We start from the raw sequence: 15,821 nt of genomic DNA on the forward strand, positions 1-15,821 counted from the left end.
GGGGCGGACAGGGCGGCTCCAACGTTACGCTAGCCCCTATGAAGAGCCCCATCATGATTGCCTGCGCCCACGGGACATCCAGTGCGCAAGGAGCCGCGGAGGTCAACGCCCTGCGCGACGCCATCGCAGCCCTGCGCCCGGGACTTGAGGTGCGGGAAGCCTATGTGGACGTCCAGCAACCTGACCTCGTGGACGTGATGGCGTCGCTCCCCGAAGGGGACAAGGGAGCCGAGTCAGCCGTTGTGGTACCGCTCCTGCTCAGCATCGGCTACCACGTCAAGGTGGACATCGCCAGGGCGGTGAAGAGCCGGCCGGGCAGCCTTGCCGCCGCGCCGCTTGGCCCGAATCCGCGGCTGGCCGCCCTGCTGGACCAGCGCCTCCTGGAGGCTGGAGTCACGCACCGGGACGCCGTCGTCCTCGCCGCCGCCGGGTCCTCCAACCCGAACGCCGCCGTCAGCGTGGAGGAGCTGGCAGGGCAGCTCAGGGAACTGCGGCCAAACCGGATCATGGCCGCCTACGGTGCCTCCGCCAAGCCCTCGGTGCCCGACGCCGTAGCGATCCTTCGCGAGGAAGCAGAAGGCGGTGCCGGAGCGGGGGAGTCCGCGGGTGCCGTTGACCTTGGCGGCCGGGTGGTTATTGCGTCCTACCTCTTGGCGCACGGTTACTTCCATGACCAGCTGGCCAAAGCCGGGGCAGACCTGGTCACGGAGCCCCTGCTGCCTTCTCCCGTGCTGGCCGAGATTGCGCTGGAACGCTACGACGCAGCGATCGCGGCTAATTCGGATTTCGCAAGGCCCGCCGGCGATTCATGACGAAATATTTCCCTAGGTGACTTAGCGTTTCCGGGGTCTTTGTGACGCTATTCGACTGGGCCCTACAGTCGATCTATGACTGATACAGCTCTAGCCGGAGCGTCCGCGGACCCCGCTTCCTCCAAGCGCCCCGCACGCACCTCTTCCCGCCCTGCCGCCAAGCCGCACGGGCAGTGGAAAGTGGACGGCACCGCCCCGCTGAACGCCAACGAAACCTGGAAACAGGAAGACGACGGCCTTAACGTGCGCGAGCGTATCGAGTCCATCTACTCCAAAGAGGGCTTCGACTCCATTCCGGGGCAGGACCTCCACGGCCGTTTCCGCTGGTGGGGCCTGTACACCCAGCGCAAGCCAGGGATCGACGGCGGCAAGACCGCAACACTCGAGCCGCACGAGCTTGAGGACAAGTACTTCATGCTCCGGGTCAGGATCGACGGCGGCGCCCTCACCACCGAGCAGCTGCGCGTCATCGGCCAGATCTCGGTTGATTTCGCACGGGATTCCGCCGACCTCACCGACCGCCAGAACATCCAGTTGCACTGGATCCGCGTGGAGGACATTCCCGAAATCTGGACCCGCCTCGAAGGTGTCGGCCTGTCCACCACCGAGGCCTGCGGCGACGTGCCCCGCGTCATCCTGGGCTCCCCGGTGGCTGGCATCGCCAAGGACGAGATCATCGACCCCACACCGCTCATCGCGGAACTCGGCGAACGCTTCATCGGCAACCCGCTGCTGTCCAACCTGCCGCGCAAGTACAAGACCGCCATCACCGGCCACCCCAGCCAGGACGTGGTGCATGAGATCAACGACTTCGCCCTGGTAGGCGTGCGCCACCCCGAGCTGGGCGTCGGCTATGACCTCTGGGCCGGCGGCGCGCTCTCCACCAACCCGATGCTCGGCAAGCGCCTGGGTGCCTTCGTGAAGCCTGAGGAAGCCGCCGAAGTATGGCTCGGCGTCACCAGCATCTTCCGCGACTACGGTTACCGCCGGATGCGCACCAAGGCCCGCCTGAAGTTCCTGATGGCTGACTGGGGTCCGGAGAAGTTCCGCCAGATCCTCGAGGACGAATACCTGGGCTACAAGCTGGCCGACGGCCCGGCCGCGCCCAAGCCCACCAGCCCCGGCGACCACATCGGCGTGCACGAGCAGAAGGACGGCAAGTTCTTCATCGGCGCCACCCCGCTGGCCGGCCGCCTGTCCGGCGCGGCGCTGGTCAAGCTCGCTGACACCCTTGAAGCCCGAGGGTCGTACCGGCTCCGGACCACTCCGCACCAGAAGCTCGTGGTCCTGGATGTTGTCAAGGAGCAGGTGGAGCCCCTGGTGGCCGAACTGGATGCCCTGGGCCTGTCCGCCCGCCCGTCCGTGTTCCGCCGCGGCACCATCGCGTGCACCGGCATCGAGTACTGCAAGCTGGCCATCGTTGAAACCAAGGTCACGGCGGCCACCGCCATCGCCGAGCTGGAGCGCCGCCTCGCGGACCTGGCAGCCTCGGGTGAACTGCCGCACGCATTGTCCCTGCACATCAACGGCTGCCCCAACTCCTGCGCCCGCATCCAGACGGCGGACATCGGACTTAAAGGCATGATGCTGCCAACGCCCGACGGCGACCCCACCCCGGGTTTCCAGGTCCACCTGGGGGGCGGGCTGGCTTCCAACGACCGTGAAGAAGCCGGCCTGGGACGCACCGTCCGCGGCCTTAAGGTCTACGTCGAGGACCTGCCGGACTACGTGGAGCGCGTGGTACGAACGTTCGTTGCCCAGCGTGCCGAAGGCCAGACCTTCGCCGAGTGGGCGCATGCAGCAGACGAGGAGGCACTCCAGTGAGCGAGCAAGCAGCAGGCACCGCCCCGGTGGCGGAAACAGCAGTGCCCAAGCTCCGGAGCAAGGACGAGCTGAAAGCCCTCGCCGAATCCGGTGCCGCCGAACTCGGCTGGGACGCCCCGGCCCGTGACGTCATCGCCTGGGTTGAGCGCAACTTCGACCTTCCCGCCGTCGCGGTGGCCTGCTCCATGGCCGACTCCGTCCTCCCGGCGCTCGTCGCTGACCAAATGCCCGGCGTCGACGTCCTGTTCCTGGAGACCGGCTACCACTTCCCGGAGACCTACGCGACCCGGGATGAGGTTGCCGCGAACCTCCGCGTCAACGTGGTGGACGTGCTCCCCGAGAACACGGTGGAACAGCAGGACCGGCTCCTGGGCAAGGACCTCTTCGCCCGCGACGCCGCCCAGTGCTGCGCCCTCCGCAAGGTAGCCCCGCTGCGCCGCACCCTGGCCGGCTATGAACTCTGGTTCACTGGCGTGCGCCGCGACGAGGCGCCCACCCGCACCAACACTCCGCTGGTGACCTGGGACGAGGCCAACAGCCTGGTCAAGGTCAACCCGGTGGCCGCCTGGACGTTCGACCAGCTGGTCCAGTACTCGGATGACAACCTCCTGCCCGTCAACCCGCTGCTTTCCCAGGGTTACCCCTCCATCGGCTGCCAGCCCTGCACCCGCAAGGTGGCGCCAGGAGATGACCCCCGCGCCGGCCGCTGGGCAGGCACCGACAAGACAGAATGCGGACTACACGTATGAGCACTTTCCTAACCGAGGAGCCCACCCAGGTGACTGACGCTGCCATTTCCACGCGCCTGAGCAGCCTGGACACGCTTGAGTCCGAGGCCATTCACATCATCCGCGAGGTTGTGGCCGAGTTCGAGAAGCCCGCGCTGCTGTTCTCCGGCGGCAAAGACTCCGTGGTCATGCTGCACCTGGCTACCAAGGCGTTCTGGCCCGGCAAGGTTCCGTTCCCCGTGCTGCACGTGGACACCGGCCACAACTTCCCCGAGGTCATCGATTTCCGCGACCGCACGGTGGAGCGGCTGGGACTGAAGCTCGTCGTCGGCTCCGTCCAGGAATTCATTGACCGCGGCGAGCTCGCGGAGCGTGCCGATGGCACCCGCAACCCGCTGCAGACTGTCCCGCTGCTGGACGCCATCCAGCAGAACAAGTTCGACGCCGTCTTCGGCGGCGGCCGCCGTGACGAGGACAAGGCCCGCGCCAAGGAGCGCATCCTGAGCCTCCGCGACGAGTTCGGCCAGTGGGACCCGCGCAACCAGCGCCCCGAGCTGTGGAACCTGTACAACGGCCGCCACACCGTGGGCCAGCACGTCCGCGCATTCCCCATCAGCAACTGGACCGAGCTGGACATCTGGCGCTATATCGAACGCGAAAACATCGAGCTGCCGGGCCTGTATTACGCCCACGACCGCGAAGTGTTTGCCCGCGACGGCATGTGGCGTGCAGTAGGCGAGGTTTCCCAGCCGCTGCCGCACGAGGAAGTCATTGTCAAGACGGTCCGCTACCGCACCGTGGGCGACATGTCCTGCACCGGTGCCGTTGAATCGGCCGCAGCCACCATGAGCGACGTTGTGATCGAAGTTGCCGCCTCCACCATCACCGAACGTGGTGCCACCCGTGCAGATGACCGCATCTCCGAGGCAGCCATGGAAGACCGCAAGAAGGATGGTTACTTCTAAATGAGCACCGACACTTCACTCCTGGCCGCCGAGCTGGAAACAGCCCTGCCCACCACGCTTTTCCGCTTCGCCACCGCCGGATCGGTCGACGACGGCAAGTCCACTTTGGTGGGCCGCCTCCTGCACGACTCCAAGGCAATCCTGGCAGACCAGCTCGACGCCGTTGCCCGTACCTCGGCTGACCGCGGCTTCGGCGGCGCCGGCGCGACCGGGACCCAGGCGATCGACCTCGCCCTCCTGACCGACGGCCTACGGGCCGAGCGCGAGCAGGGCATCACCATCGACGTCGCCTACCGCTACTTCGCCACCGACCAGCGCAGCTTCATCCTGGCCGACTGCCCCGGGCACGTGCAGTACACCAAGAACACGGTGACCGGCGCGTCCACCGCGGATGCCGTCGTCGTACTCATCGACGCCCGCAAGGGTGTCCTGGAGCAGACCCGCCGGCACCTGTCAGTGCTGCAGCTGCTCCGCGTGGCGCACGTAATCGTGGCCGTGAACAAGATCGACCTGGTGGACTTCAGCGAGTCCGTGTTCCGCGAGATCCAGGCCGACGTGCAGCGCGTTGCCCGAGAACTGGGCATCGGCTCTGCTGAGCTCGGCACCGCGGATCACATCGATGACCTGCTGGTGATCCCGGTGTCCGCGCTCGACGGCGACAACGTGGTGGAGCGCTCGGAGCGCACCCCGTGGTACGACGGTCCTGCCCTGCTCGAAGTCCTGGAGACCCTGCCGGCCGCCGACGAAATCGACACGCAGCTGGAGAGCTTCCGCTTCCCCGTGCAGCTGGTGGTCCGGCCGCAGGGTGCATTGGCACCGGACGCCGTGGCTGCCGGCTTGGATGTGGAGGCCTACCGCGACTACCGTGCGTACGCCGGCCAGATCACCGAGGGTTCCGTGAAGGTGGGGGACAAGGTTTCCGTCCTGACCCCCGGCCAGGGTCCCCGCACCACCACCGTGGTGGGCATCGACTTCGCCGGAGCCTCACTCCAGGAAGCCGCCGCGCCGCAGTCTGTTGCGATCCGCCTGGCGGATGAGTTCGACGTCGCCCGTGGAGACACCATTGCCGCCGCCGGAACCGTCCGCGACTCAACTGCCGACCTGTACGCTGCCCTGTGCTGGCTCTCGCCCAAGCCCCTGCGTGAGGGCGCCAAGGTGCTGGTCAAGCACGGCACCCGCACGGTCCAGGCGCTGGTCCGCAACGTCAGCGGCAAGCTGGACCTGGCCTCGTTCAAGCTCGAAGCCACGTCAAGCCTTGAGCTGAACGACATCGGCCACGCGCAGCTCCGGCTCGCCGCCCCGCTGCCGCTGGAGAACTACACGCACCACCGCCGCACGGGTGCGTTCCTCGTCATCGACCCGCTGGACGGCAACACGCTGGCCGCAGGGCTGGTCAAGGACCACCCTGGCGACCACGAGGACGAGCGGTACTCGATCTAGGTCCCGCACAAACAGCCCTGCCCCGCATGACCGGTGTTGTCCCACGCCGGTAATGCAGGGCAGAGCCGTTCCTGGCATGGGCCGGGTTTTCTGCTGCGTTCGACGGCGGCCCTTGCCTCGCCGCAGCGGCCCCACCATCATCATGAGTGGGAGGGATCGCCGTGGAACAGATCAGCAGCAAGCTCATCAACTGGGCCTCGATCCTGGATGACAAGACCCGCGAGCAGGCCCTGGCAACGTCGCGGCTGCCCTTCATTTACCCGCACCTGGCGCTGATGCCGGACGCGCACCTGGGCAAGGGCGCCACAGTGGGGTCCGTGATCCCTACCGAACGCGCGATCATTCCGGCAGCAGTGGGCGTCGACATTGGCTGCGGCATGATCGCCGTGAGGACCCAGTACACAGTGGCGGACCTCCCGAAGGACCTGAAGCGGCTGCGGGAGGATATCGAGCGTGCCATCCCGTTGTCCGCGGGGCACAACAACCGCGACGTCCAGGCCACCGCCGAACCACGCATCGCGGAGCTGCGGAAACTGGCAGCCGGGGCAGGCTTCAATCCCGCAGAGTACCTTGCGAAGTGGGAGCTCCAGCTGGGCTCACTCGGGTCCGGCAACCACTTCATCGAAGTCAGCGCGGATGAGGGCGATGCCATCTGGCTGTTCCTGCATTCGGGATCGCGGGGAGTGGGCAACAAAATCGCGCAGCACCACATCGGCGTGGCCCAGCGGGTGATCCAGAAAAAGGGGATCAGGCTTCCGGACGCTGACCTCGCCTACCTTGAGGAGGGCACGGGCGAATTCAGCCGCTACATCAAGGAACTGCGCTGGGCCCAGCATTTCGCCCTGCTTAACCGCGAGGAAATGATGGACAGGGTGATCACCCGGTTCAGCCGCTGGGTGGGCGGACCGGTACAGGAACGCGAGCGGATCAATTGCCACCACAATTTCACCGAGCTGGAGACGCACTACGGCAAGTCCGTGTGGGTGTCCCGGAAGGGGGCCATCAAAGCCGAGCACGGCGATCCTGGACTTATCCCCGGTTCCATGGGGACGGCGTCGTACGTGGTGGAAGGCCTCGGCAACCCGGCGTCTCTCAATTCCTCGCCGCACGGCGCCGGCCGGGAGTACTCGCGCAATGCCGCACGCAAGACGTTCTCCCTCGAGGAGCTGAAGAAAGCCATGCGGGGGATCGAGTTCCGCGCCAGCGAGGCGTTCATAGACGAGATCCCGGCCGCGTACAAGCCCATCGACCAGGTCATGCAGGACGCCGCGGACCTGGTCAAGGTACGCCACAAGCTGCGGCAGCTGGTCAACGTCAAAGGCAACTAGTCCGGCGAACCCAGCGAAGTCGCACGAGATTGGCGTCCCGAATGTGACGTCAGATGAACCCGCATGACCCCCCGTTTCCACTTCATTGAACCCCGTTTATGACAATCCCTATGGTGAGTCCATGACTAGTTCCAAGCCCGGGATGACCCGCATCGAGGCAGGCGAAAACGCAGTGCCCAGACGCAGGCGTGCCATCGAGGCCGGGCTGGCGATCGGACTCGTCCTGTTGATCGCAGTGGGGGCGGTAGTGGCTTCCACGATTTCGCGTCATGAGGACGCCCAGGCAGCGGCACCTGCGAACAACGCTGCGGCTGAGCTGAAGCTGGGCTACTTCGCGAACGTTACGCACGCTCCCGCGCTGGTGGGCCTGAGCAAGGGCTTCCTCCAGGACGCGCTGGGCAGCACCAAGCTCAGCACCCAGGTCTTCAACGCCGGCCCGGCAGCGATCGAGGCGCTGAACGCCGGCGCGATCGACGCCGCGTATGTCGGTCCCAACCCGGCCATCAACTCCTTCGTCAAGAGCCAGGGCGAGTCCGTCAGCATCATCGCCGGCGCCGCGGCAGGCGGCGCGCAGCTGGTGGTCCGGCCGACCATTAATTCCGCCGCGGACCTCAAGGGCAAGACCCTGGCGACCCCGCAGCTTGGCGGCACCCAGGATGTGGCGCTGCGTGCCTGGCTCACCAGCCAGGGCTACAAGACCAACGTGGACGGCAGCGGGGACGTGGCGATTAACCCCACTGACAACGCCCAGACGCTGAAGCTGTTCCAGGACGGAAAGCTCGACGGCGCCTGGCTGCCTGAGCCCTGGGCCTCCCGCCTGGTGCTCCAGGCCGGAGCCAAGGTCCTGGTGGACGAAAAGGACCTCTGGGACGGCTCGCTCTCCGGCAAACCGGGAGAGTTCCCCACCACCATCCTGATCGTGAACAAGAAATTCGCCGCCGAGCACCCGGACACGGTCAAGGCACTGCTCAAGGGCCACGCCAAGTCAGTGGACTGGCTCAACACAGCCCCCGCGGCGGAGAAGACCTCGGTCCTGAACGCGGCGCTGCAGGAGTCTGCCGGCGCTGCCCTCCCGGCGGATGTCATCGACAGGTCCTTGAAGAACATCGTCTTCACCGTGGACCCGCTGGCCGGCACCTACCCCAAGCTGCTGAAGGATGGCGTCACCGCCGGCACCACCAAACAGGCCGACATCAACGGCATCTTCGACCTCGCCGCGCTCAACGAGGTCACCGGCCAGTCCATCTCCGCCGCCGGGCTCGGCAAGGGCTGACCCCGGCTCCTCCGCACCAGACCAACCACCACACCAACCAAAGGACGGGACCATGCCAGTCGTACTGGAAAACCTGGGCAAGCGCTTCGGCGACGGCGCCCCGGTGCTGGACGACGTCAACGCCAACATCGGGAAAGGCGAGTTCGTCGCCCTCCTCGGTGCTTCCGGCTGCGGCAAATCCACCCTGCTGAACATCATGGCAGGACTTGAGGTCCCGACGTCGGGCGCGTTGGAAGTGCCCAGCGACGGCGCCGCCTTCATGTTCCAGGACGCCGCCCTTTTCCCCTGGCTCACCGCGCGGGAGAACATCGAGCTGGCACTGAAGCTTCGAGGTGTCGGAAAGGCCGAACGCCGCGTCAAGGCCAATGAACTCCTTGACTTGGTGCACCTCGGTGGCGCGGGGGACAAGCGCCCGCATGAGCTTTCGGGCGGCATGCGCCAGCGTGTGGCCCTGGCCCGTTCGCTCGCCCAGGACCGGCAGCTGCTGCTCATGGACGAGCCGTTCGCGGCCCTCGATGCCATCACCCGCGACCTCCTCCATGACGAGCTGGAGCGGATCTGGAAGGAAACCGGGCGCACCATCGTTTTCGTCACGCACAATGTCCGCGAGGCCGTGCGGCTGGGCCAGCGCGTGCTGCTGCTTTCCTCCCGACCGGGCCGGGTGGTCCAGGAATGGGCCGTCACCGAAGAACACCGAACCGACGCCGGACTTGCCGGACAGCTGACCGGGGTCATCACCGCCCGGCTGCGTGAGGAGATTCGCCGCCATGCCAAGTAACCCCACTCCATTGGTAGACGCCCCGTCGGAACCCACGGAAACCAGGCACATCACTGCTGCCCTCACGAGGTCATCCACGGGCAGCGAGGACCTGCGCGAGCTTGAATCCGGGCTTGATTCACTGCAGTCCGACGCCGCGCGCAAGCACCGCATCGACTGGAGCCGCATCCTCCTCCCGGTGGCCGCGCTGGTGGTCCTGGTCCTGGCGTGGCAGTTCTACGTATCGCTCGGCATCAAGCGGCGTGACCTGGTTCCCGGACCGCTCGATGTGCTTGAACAGGTCGGCGTGCTGTGGGGAGAAGGCAAGCTCCAGGAAGCTGTGTGGACTTCACTGCAGCGAGGGCTCGTCGGATTCCTGATCAGCGTGGCCGTCGCCACCCCCGTGGGGCTGCTGCTGGCGCAGGTTGCGCCGTTGCGCCGCGCGTTCGGGCCGCTCATTTCAGGCCTGCAGGTGCTGCCGTCCGTGGCATGGGTGCCTGCGGCCATCATCTGGTTCGGCCTCACCGACGGGACGGTTTACTTCGTGGTGCTCATGGGTGCCATCCCGTCCATCATCAACGGACTGATCTCCGGCGTGGACCAGATCCCGCCGCAGTACCGCAGGGTGGGAACCGTCCTGGGCGCCTCAAAGCTCGAGATGGCACTGCAGATTGTTCTTCCCGCGGCGCTTCCGGGCTACCTGAGCGGACTCAAGCAGGGATGGGCCTTCTCCTGGCGCTCCCTGATGGCCGCGGAAATCATCGCCGTGGGCGGTACTATCGGCTTCGGCCTCGGCTCATTGCTGGACCAGGGCCGCGCACTGTCCGACATGACGGTGGTGATGGCCGCCATCCTGCTGATCCTCGCCGTCGGCATCCTGATCGAACTGCTGGTCTTCGCGCCGATCGAAAAGCGCCTCCTCCGCAGCCGGGGGCTCCTCGCCGGCAGCACCCGCTAGCCGCCCAGCACCCCATCCACAACGTCAGCAGAGCCCGACGGCGACTCCCGCCGTCGGGCTCTGCTGTTGTGTGTGGCCTCCGAAACGGGGCACTTTGGCTCGGACACGCCGGGATTTGAGCAGCCGGAGGGCCTGATCCTCACCAAAGTGCCCCACGACGGCGCCCCGCGGCGATGTTTCCCGCGAGTGGCCCTAGGTTTCCGGGAAGGGCGGGGGACCTATGATCTCAATTCCGCCATTCACGCGTCCTGATTCGCGAATGCGGTCGAAGTCCACCTTCCCGACGCCGTTCCCGAGGGCAGGTTCACTGGCGCCGAAGTAGAATTCCTGGGCACTGCCGGGGGTGTGCAGACACAGCACCCGGGTCCCCTCCTGAAGGACCTTGAAGGCGTGCGGAACACCTCTCGGTGCGATGGTCACACCGCCCGCCGCGACCCGGTGCTCCGTGCCGTCCATGTGCATCAGGATTTCCCCGGCCAGGATGTACATGGTTTCGTCCGAATCCGGGTGGGTGTGCAGGGGAGTGACCTTGTTGAGGCCCATCTCGTCTTCGAATAGCAGGAACGCGCCCGCCGTCTCCTCCGCTGTGGCCTTCCACGTATGCACCCCGCCCCCGAAGAACCAGCGCCTGGCGCCTTCGCCTGGCTGTCGGATGATTGCTGTTGCTGAATTCTTCGTCTCCATGGTGCTCGCCTCGATGCGTTTGATGGACTTATGGGACTGGAATCCCATAACAAGACTGGTGTACCATGAAGCGCATGTCAAGGACTTATGCGGACGTTGGGCGGACGGGTCAGAAGCGCCGGACGCTGGATGCCCTGGTGGCTGCCGCGCGACAGCTCGTTGCTTCCGGTGCCACGCCTACGGTGGACGAGGCTGCGCTGCTAGCCGGGGTTGCCCGGAGCACCGCTTACCGGTATTTCCCTGGCCAGCGCGAGTTGCTGGGGGCGGCGCATCCGGAAACCGCCCGGACGTCGCTGCTGCCCGCGTCACCTCCTGAGGACGTGGCCGAGCGGCTGGATGCAGTGGTAGCGGAGTTCACTGCCATGATCATCCAAACCGAAGCCCAGCAGCGGACCATGCTGCGGCTTTCGCTCGAGCCCGCCGAGGGGCAACAGGACTTGCCCCTGAGGCAGGGCCGGGCGATCGGCTGGATTGCCGAGGCCCTCTCCCCGCTCCGGGGAAAGATGGACGAGAAGGACATCCACCGGCTGGTCCTGACCATCCGGAGCGCCATCGGAATCGAGGCACTGGTGTGGCTGACGGATATCGGCGGCCTCAGTAGGGAAGGGGCCGTTGCCTCCATGCGCTGGACGGCGGCTGCGCTCCTGTCGCACGCGCTGACGCACGGACTTCCGCCCAAGACCTGACCGCAAGCTCCGCCGTCGGGCTCCCGCTGTTCTGTTTGGCAGCCGCGCAGCAGCCGAAACGGGGCACTTTGACACGGACACGCCGGGTTTTTGCCCCTGAAGGGCCTGATGCACGCCAAAGTGCCCCACGGCGGCGTCCCGCCACGCCCTGGCCGCTAAGTTACGCCGGGTTACCTTACGTGAACTGGTGTTGCTGCCCCCGTTGGTGGGTAATGTGACGCGGCCCTACCGTTGATTCATGGCAATTCAGGATATTTACCCCACAGCACTGCGGCTGCTCGGCCGCCCCGTGCTGGTGGTGGGTGGCGGTCCCGTGGCTGCGCGCCGCGCCAAGGGACTGCTCGACGCCGGTGCCCGGGTCACGGTTGTCGCGCCTGTTGCCTGCCAGGCCTTGGCTGAACTGTCCGACGCCGGCCTCCTCAGTTGGGAGCCGCGCACCTACCGTACGGAAGACGTCGACGGCGTCTGGTTCGTCCAGACGGCCACCGGGGATTCCGCCGTGGACGCCCAAGTCTCCGAGGACGCCGAGGCGCAGCGCATCTGGTGCGTCAACGCCTCGGACCATGAAGCCTCCGCGGCTTGGACGCCCGCCGTCGCCGTCGTTGACGACGTTAAGATTGCCATCAACGCCGGGGGAGACCCGCGCCGCGCGATGGCACTGCGCGACGCCGTCGCCACCGCCTTGGAGACCGGTGACCTGCCGCTGCGCCGCCGCCGCGCTCCGAAAGACAGCGGATCCGTTGCCCTCGTGGGCGGCGGGCCCGGCGACACCGGCCTCATCACCGTCCGCGGACGCCGCCTCCTGGGCCAGGCCGACGTCGTCGTCGCAGACCGCCTCGGTCCCCGTGAACTCCTCAAAGAACTGGCTCCCGACGTCCGTGTCATCGAGGTGGGCAAGACTCCCGGCCACCACCCGGTACCGCAGTCCGAGATCAACCGGGTACTCGTCGAGGAAGCCCTCAAGGGCAACCGCGTGGTCCGGCTGAAGGGCGGCGACCCCTACGTCCTGGGCCGCGGCGGCGAGGAAGCCGAATACTGCCGGCAGCACGGCGTCGAGGTCGAAGTTGTTTCCGGCGTCACCTCCGCCATCTCAGTACCCGCCGCCGCCGGCATCCCGGTGACCCACCGGGGCCTGGCCAAGGGCTTCAGCGTGGTGACCGGCCACGAGGAACTGTCCGAGGTCCCGGCAAGGGCCGATCACACCATCGTCCTGCTGATGGGCGTGGGCCAGTTGCGCGAATCAGCCGCTGCGCTGGCAGGTGCCGGTTTGCCTCAGGACACTCCAGTTGGCATCGTTGAGAACGGGTATCTGCCGGACCAGCGCGTGACAATCGGCACGCTCGGTTCCATCGCCGATCAGGCGGAAGCCATCGGCGTCGCCAATCCGGCCGTAATTGTCATCGGTGACGTCGTGCGCGTGAGCCCGTTCGCGCCGTCGCACTTCAAAACCGCCGACTACGGCACCACCACCCCGAACAGCCCGCGCAGTACCAAGCCCCGAGTCCTCACCACCTAGCCTCCACCCAACTAGGTAGCAGCAGATGTCGTTATCAGCTCTCAAAACGGCATCTACTGCTACCTAGTTGGGCCGGAACGAAGAAAAGGAACACAGCCGTGTCATCAAGCACCACCGTAGGTTCTGCCGAACGTCCGCTGCGCGTCGCCGTCGTGGGCTCCGGCCCGGCCGGCGTCTACGCCGCGGACATTCTCACCAAGAGTGAGGCCGTCAAGAGCGGCGAGCTGACAGTCAGCATCGACCTCTTCGATCGCTACCCGGCACCCTACGGCCTGATTCGCTATGGCGTGGCCCCGGACCATCCCCGCATCAAGGGCATCGTAAACGCCCTGCACAAGGTCCTGGACCGGGGAGATATCCGCTTCTTTGGCAACGTGGACTATGGCACCGACCTCTCCATCGAGGACCTCCGCACCCACTACGACGCCGTCATCTTCGCCACCGGCGCCATCAAGGACGCGGACCTGAACATCCCGGGCATCGAACTGGACGGCTCCTACGGCGGCGCGGACTTCGTCTCCTGGTACGACGGCCACCCGGACGTTTCCCGCGAATGGCCGCTGGACGCCAAGGAGATCGCGGTGATCGGCAACGGCAACGTGGCGCTCGACGTGGCCCGCGTCCTGTCCAAGCACGCCGATGACCTGCTGGTCTCCGAAATCCCGGACAACGTCTACGCCGGCCTGAAGGCGTCCCCGGTCACCGATGTGCACGTCTTCGGCCGCCGCGGCCCCGCCCAGGTCAAGTTCACGCCGCTGGAGCTGCGCGAGCTGTCCCACTCCAAGGACGTGGACATCATCCTGTACCCGGAGGACTTCGAGTTCGACGAGGAATCGGACCGCCAGATCCAGACCAACAACCAGACCAAGACCATGGTGGGCACGCTCACCAACTGGATCGCCGAGCAGCCCGAGGACCTCTCCGAGCTCACGGCCTCCCGCCGCCTGCACCTGCACTTCCTGCACAGTCCGGTGGAAATTTACGACGACGCCGAGACGCCAGGTCGCGTCGCCGGCATGCGGTTCGAGCGCACCGAGCTGGACGGCACGGGCAACGCCCGCGGCACTGGCGAGTTCGTCGACTACCCGGTTCAGGCCGTGTACCGCGCTATCGGCTACTTCGGTTCCGCTCTGCCCGAGGTCGAGTTCGACCACAAGAAGGGTGTCATCCCGAACGACGGCGGCCGCGTCCTGGATGCCGCCGGCACCCACGTTCCGGGTATCTACGCCACCGGCTGGATCAAGCGCGGACCGGTTGGCCTGATCGGCCACACCAAGGGCGACGCCCTTGAGACTGTGACCTACCTGCTGGAAGACCGCGAAAACCTTCCGGTGGCCAGCGTTCCCGAGGCGGACGCCGTCGTCGAACTCCTGGACGCCCGCGGCGTGAAGTTCACCAGCTGGGAAGGTTGGCTGGCCCTGGACGCGCATGAACTCGCCCTGGGCGCTGCAGCCACCGAGGCCGGCGGCTCTCACGGCGTCGAGGTCAAGCGTGAGCGCATCAAGGTAGTGCCGCGCGAGGATATGGTTGACATCTCCCGCGACGGTGTAGCCGCCGAGGTCTAAGCAACAGCAACGCGGGGTCACTTTTCGCCCAATAAACTCGATTTATTGGGCGAAAAGTGACCCCGCGTTGCATTTAACCCGGCACTGGGGAACCTACATCCGTCCGAACCGCGCCCGGACCAGCGCGAAAATGCCGTAGCAGATGAACCCGGCGCCGATGGCGAGGAGCAGGTACGGGCCGAACGGGTGGTCGCGGAGCGCCTTCAGGCTTCCGTCCAGGCCGGTGGACTCTTCCGGCCTGTGCTTGGCTGCGGCGATCACAAAGAGCAGTCCCGTCAGGTTAAGCGCTATGCCCTTGGCCGCATGCCCCGTGATCGCCAGCGAGTCGATGATCCTTCCGCGGCGCGTGCCGTCGAAGTGGAAGAGTTCCTCCTTGAATCCGCGTCGCACGCCCTTCACCACAAAGTAGACCCCCACCCCCATGACGGTGAGGCCGAGGGCTACCAGGACCCACAACCCGTACGGGGAGCCCACGAGTGCAGCAGTGAAATCCCGGGTGGAGTCCCCTGAGTCGCCACGGAGCCCAAGAGCGAAGCCGGCGAAGGTGAGTCCCACGCTTCCATAGGCCAGTCCCAGGAAGCCGGAGGAGACTAGTTTTCCAAGCCGTTGCTTGCGCGGAAGATGACGCGCCCGCAGCGTGGCTTCACTTAGCTGCCAGAGCGCCAGGCCGCTGCAGGCGATCACGCAGGCCCACATGACAACTGGACCCCAGGGGCTGGCGTCCAGTTGTTCGATGGCGCCGGTAGGTTCCGCCTCCCCGGGCTGACCGAGGGCTAGGGCGATGGAAATGGCGCCGACAATGATGTGCAGCAGGGCCATGACGGCGAAACCTGAACGTGCGACGACGTCGAGCGCCTTGGCATTTGATGCCTCCTCGACAGCGTCGGCGGCGTCGCTGATGGGGGATTCCCCGTCTGACATGGGCTAGCCGTTCATGGGTCCTTCGGCGTGGAGCTTGTCGGCTCCGGGACCTTCAACGTGCACCGTGGCCCGGACAACCAGGCTGTTCGGTGCCGTATCCAGCTCCACCAGGGTTTCGCGGGCGTTCAGGATAGCGAAGGCCTCCGAGCCGGTTTCGACGGTCAGGCCCCTGGCCTCCGCCGTTTGCCGGGCGTTTTCCAGCGCCTCATGCTGAAGCTCTTGCACGTACCCGGCGTCGGCTTCCCGGGCGGCGTCTCCAAAGGCCCAGCCGAACAGGGTCCCTGTGTTTTCCATGGCAGCGATACTACGCGTAAAGGCCTACTAAGACGGGGTTCCGTAACATTAGTAAGTGTGCTTACCATAG

15 protein-coding genes are annotated in these 15,821 nt (G+C 66.3%); 12 read left to right on the forward strand and 3 right to left on the reverse strand.

Translation table 11 applies throughout. The features are described 5' to 3' along the window. Nucleotides 1-38: 38 nt before the first annotated feature. The 9 genes from QFZ40_RS03925 (at nt 39) to QFZ40_RS03965 (ending at nt 10,085) form a co-directional block, all read left to right on the forward strand. Nucleotides 39-812, forward strand: coding sequence for a sirohydrochlorin chelatase (locus tag QFZ40_RS03925; protein ID WP_306902967.1), 774 nt, complete (start codon nt 39-41; stop codon nt 810-812). A 75-nt stretch (nt 813-887) separates the two neighbouring features. Next, nucleotides 888-2,636 carry a nitrite/sulfite reductase gene (locus tag QFZ40_RS03930; RefSeq protein WP_306902968.1) on the forward strand — a complete coding sequence of 583 codons (1,749 nt, stop codon included), beginning with the start codon at nt 888-890 and terminating at the stop codon, nt 2,634-2,636. Beyond that, nucleotides 2,633-3,385 carry a phosphoadenylyl-sulfate reductase gene (locus QFZ40_RS03935; protein WP_373427389.1) on the forward strand — a complete coding sequence of 251 codons (753 nt, stop codon included), beginning with the start codon at nt 2,633-2,635 and terminating at the stop codon, nt 3,383-3,385. The genes QFZ40_RS03930 and QFZ40_RS03935 overlap by 4 nt, the downstream gene beginning before the upstream one ends. After that, a complete protein-coding gene (cysD, locus tag QFZ40_RS03940; protein WP_306902969.1) occupies nt 3,382-4,329 on the forward strand; it encodes a sulfate adenylyltransferase subunit CysD in 948 nt (315 codons plus the stop codon). Before QFZ40_RS03935 ends, cysD begins: the two co-directional genes overlap by 4 nt. Next, a complete protein-coding gene (locus QFZ40_RS03945; protein ID WP_306902970.1) occupies nt 4,330-5,769 on the forward strand; it encodes a sulfate adenylyltransferase subunit 1 in 1,440 nt (479 codons plus the stop codon). It begins immediately after the preceding gene. A 161-nt stretch (nt 5,770-5,930) separates the two neighbouring features. Continuing rightward, nucleotides 5,931-7,097, forward strand: a complete 1,167-nt coding sequence (locus QFZ40_RS03950) for an RtcB family protein (protein WP_306902971.1) — start codon at nt 5,931-5,933, stop codon at nt 7,095-7,097. Nucleotides 7,098-7,239: 142 nt separating this feature from the next. Then, nucleotides 7,240-8,370, forward strand: a complete 1,131-nt coding sequence (locus QFZ40_RS03955; RefSeq protein WP_306906814.1) for an ABC transporter substrate-binding protein — start codon at nt 7,240-7,242, stop codon at nt 8,368-8,370. 52 nt (nt 8,371-8,422) lie between these two features. After that, entirely contained in the window at nt 8,423-9,148 is a 726-nt protein-coding gene (locus QFZ40_RS03960; protein WP_306902972.1) for an ABC transporter ATP-binding protein, read from the forward strand. Beyond that, a complete protein-coding gene (locus QFZ40_RS03965) occupies nt 9,138-10,085 on the forward strand; it encodes an ABC transporter permease (RefSeq protein WP_306902973.1) in 948 nt (315 codons plus the stop codon). The genes QFZ40_RS03960 and QFZ40_RS03965 overlap by 11 nt, the downstream gene beginning before the upstream one ends. 192 nt (nt 10,086-10,277) lie before the next feature. On the opposite strand, the gene QFZ40_RS03970 is transcribed toward QFZ40_RS03965, so the two are convergent. Further along, complete coding sequence (locus tag QFZ40_RS03970; RefSeq protein ID WP_306902975.1) at nt 10,278-10,769, reverse strand: cupin domain-containing protein; 492 nt, start codon at nt 10,767-10,769, stop codon at nt 10,278-10,280. A 74-nt stretch (nt 10,770-10,843) separates the two neighbouring features. On the opposite strand from QFZ40_RS03970, the gene QFZ40_RS03975 reads away from it, so the two are divergent. The 3 genes from QFZ40_RS03975 to QFZ40_RS03985 all read left to right on the forward strand — a co-directional run bounded on the left by QFZ40_RS03975 (nt 10,844) and on the right by QFZ40_RS03985 (nt 14,536). Then, complete coding sequence (locus QFZ40_RS03975; RefSeq protein WP_306902978.1) at nt 10,844-11,455, forward strand: TetR/AcrR family transcriptional regulator; 612 nt, start codon at nt 10,844-10,846, stop codon at nt 11,453-11,455. Between the two features lie 238 nt (nt 11,456-11,693). Then, nucleotides 11,694-12,971: a uroporphyrinogen-III C-methyltransferase gene (gene cobA, locus QFZ40_RS03980; RefSeq protein WP_306902980.1), complete on the forward strand. Its 1,278-nt coding sequence runs from the start codon at nt 11,694-11,696 to the stop codon at nt 12,969-12,971. 98 nt (nt 12,972-13,069) lie between these two features. Next, nucleotides 13,070-14,536 (forward strand): FAD-dependent oxidoreductase, encoded by a 1,467-nt coding sequence (locus QFZ40_RS03985; protein WP_306902982.1) that lies wholly within the window; start codon nt 13,070-13,072, stop codon nt 14,534-14,536. A 93-nt stretch (nt 14,537-14,629) separates the two neighbouring features. On the opposite strand, the gene QFZ40_RS03990 is transcribed toward QFZ40_RS03985, so the two are convergent. Both QFZ40_RS03990 and QFZ40_RS03995 read right to left on the reverse strand, forming a co-directional pair. Further along, nucleotides 14,630-15,457, reverse strand: a complete 828-nt coding sequence (locus QFZ40_RS03990) for a DUF1206 domain-containing protein (RefSeq protein WP_306902984.1) — start codon at nt 15,455-15,457, stop codon at nt 14,630-14,632. A 3-nt stretch (nt 15,458-15,460) separates the two neighbouring features. Further along, nucleotides 15,461-15,751: a hypothetical protein gene (locus QFZ40_RS03995; RefSeq protein WP_306902985.1), complete on the reverse strand. Its 291-nt coding sequence runs from the start codon at nt 15,749-15,751 to the stop codon at nt 15,461-15,463. Between the last annotated feature and the right edge of the window lie 70 nt (nt 15,752-15,821).

The organism is Arthrobacter pascens (assembly GCF_030816475.1).
Classification (GTDB): domain Bacteria; phylum Actinomycetota; class Actinomycetes; order Actinomycetales; family Micrococcaceae; genus Arthrobacter; species Arthrobacter pascens_B.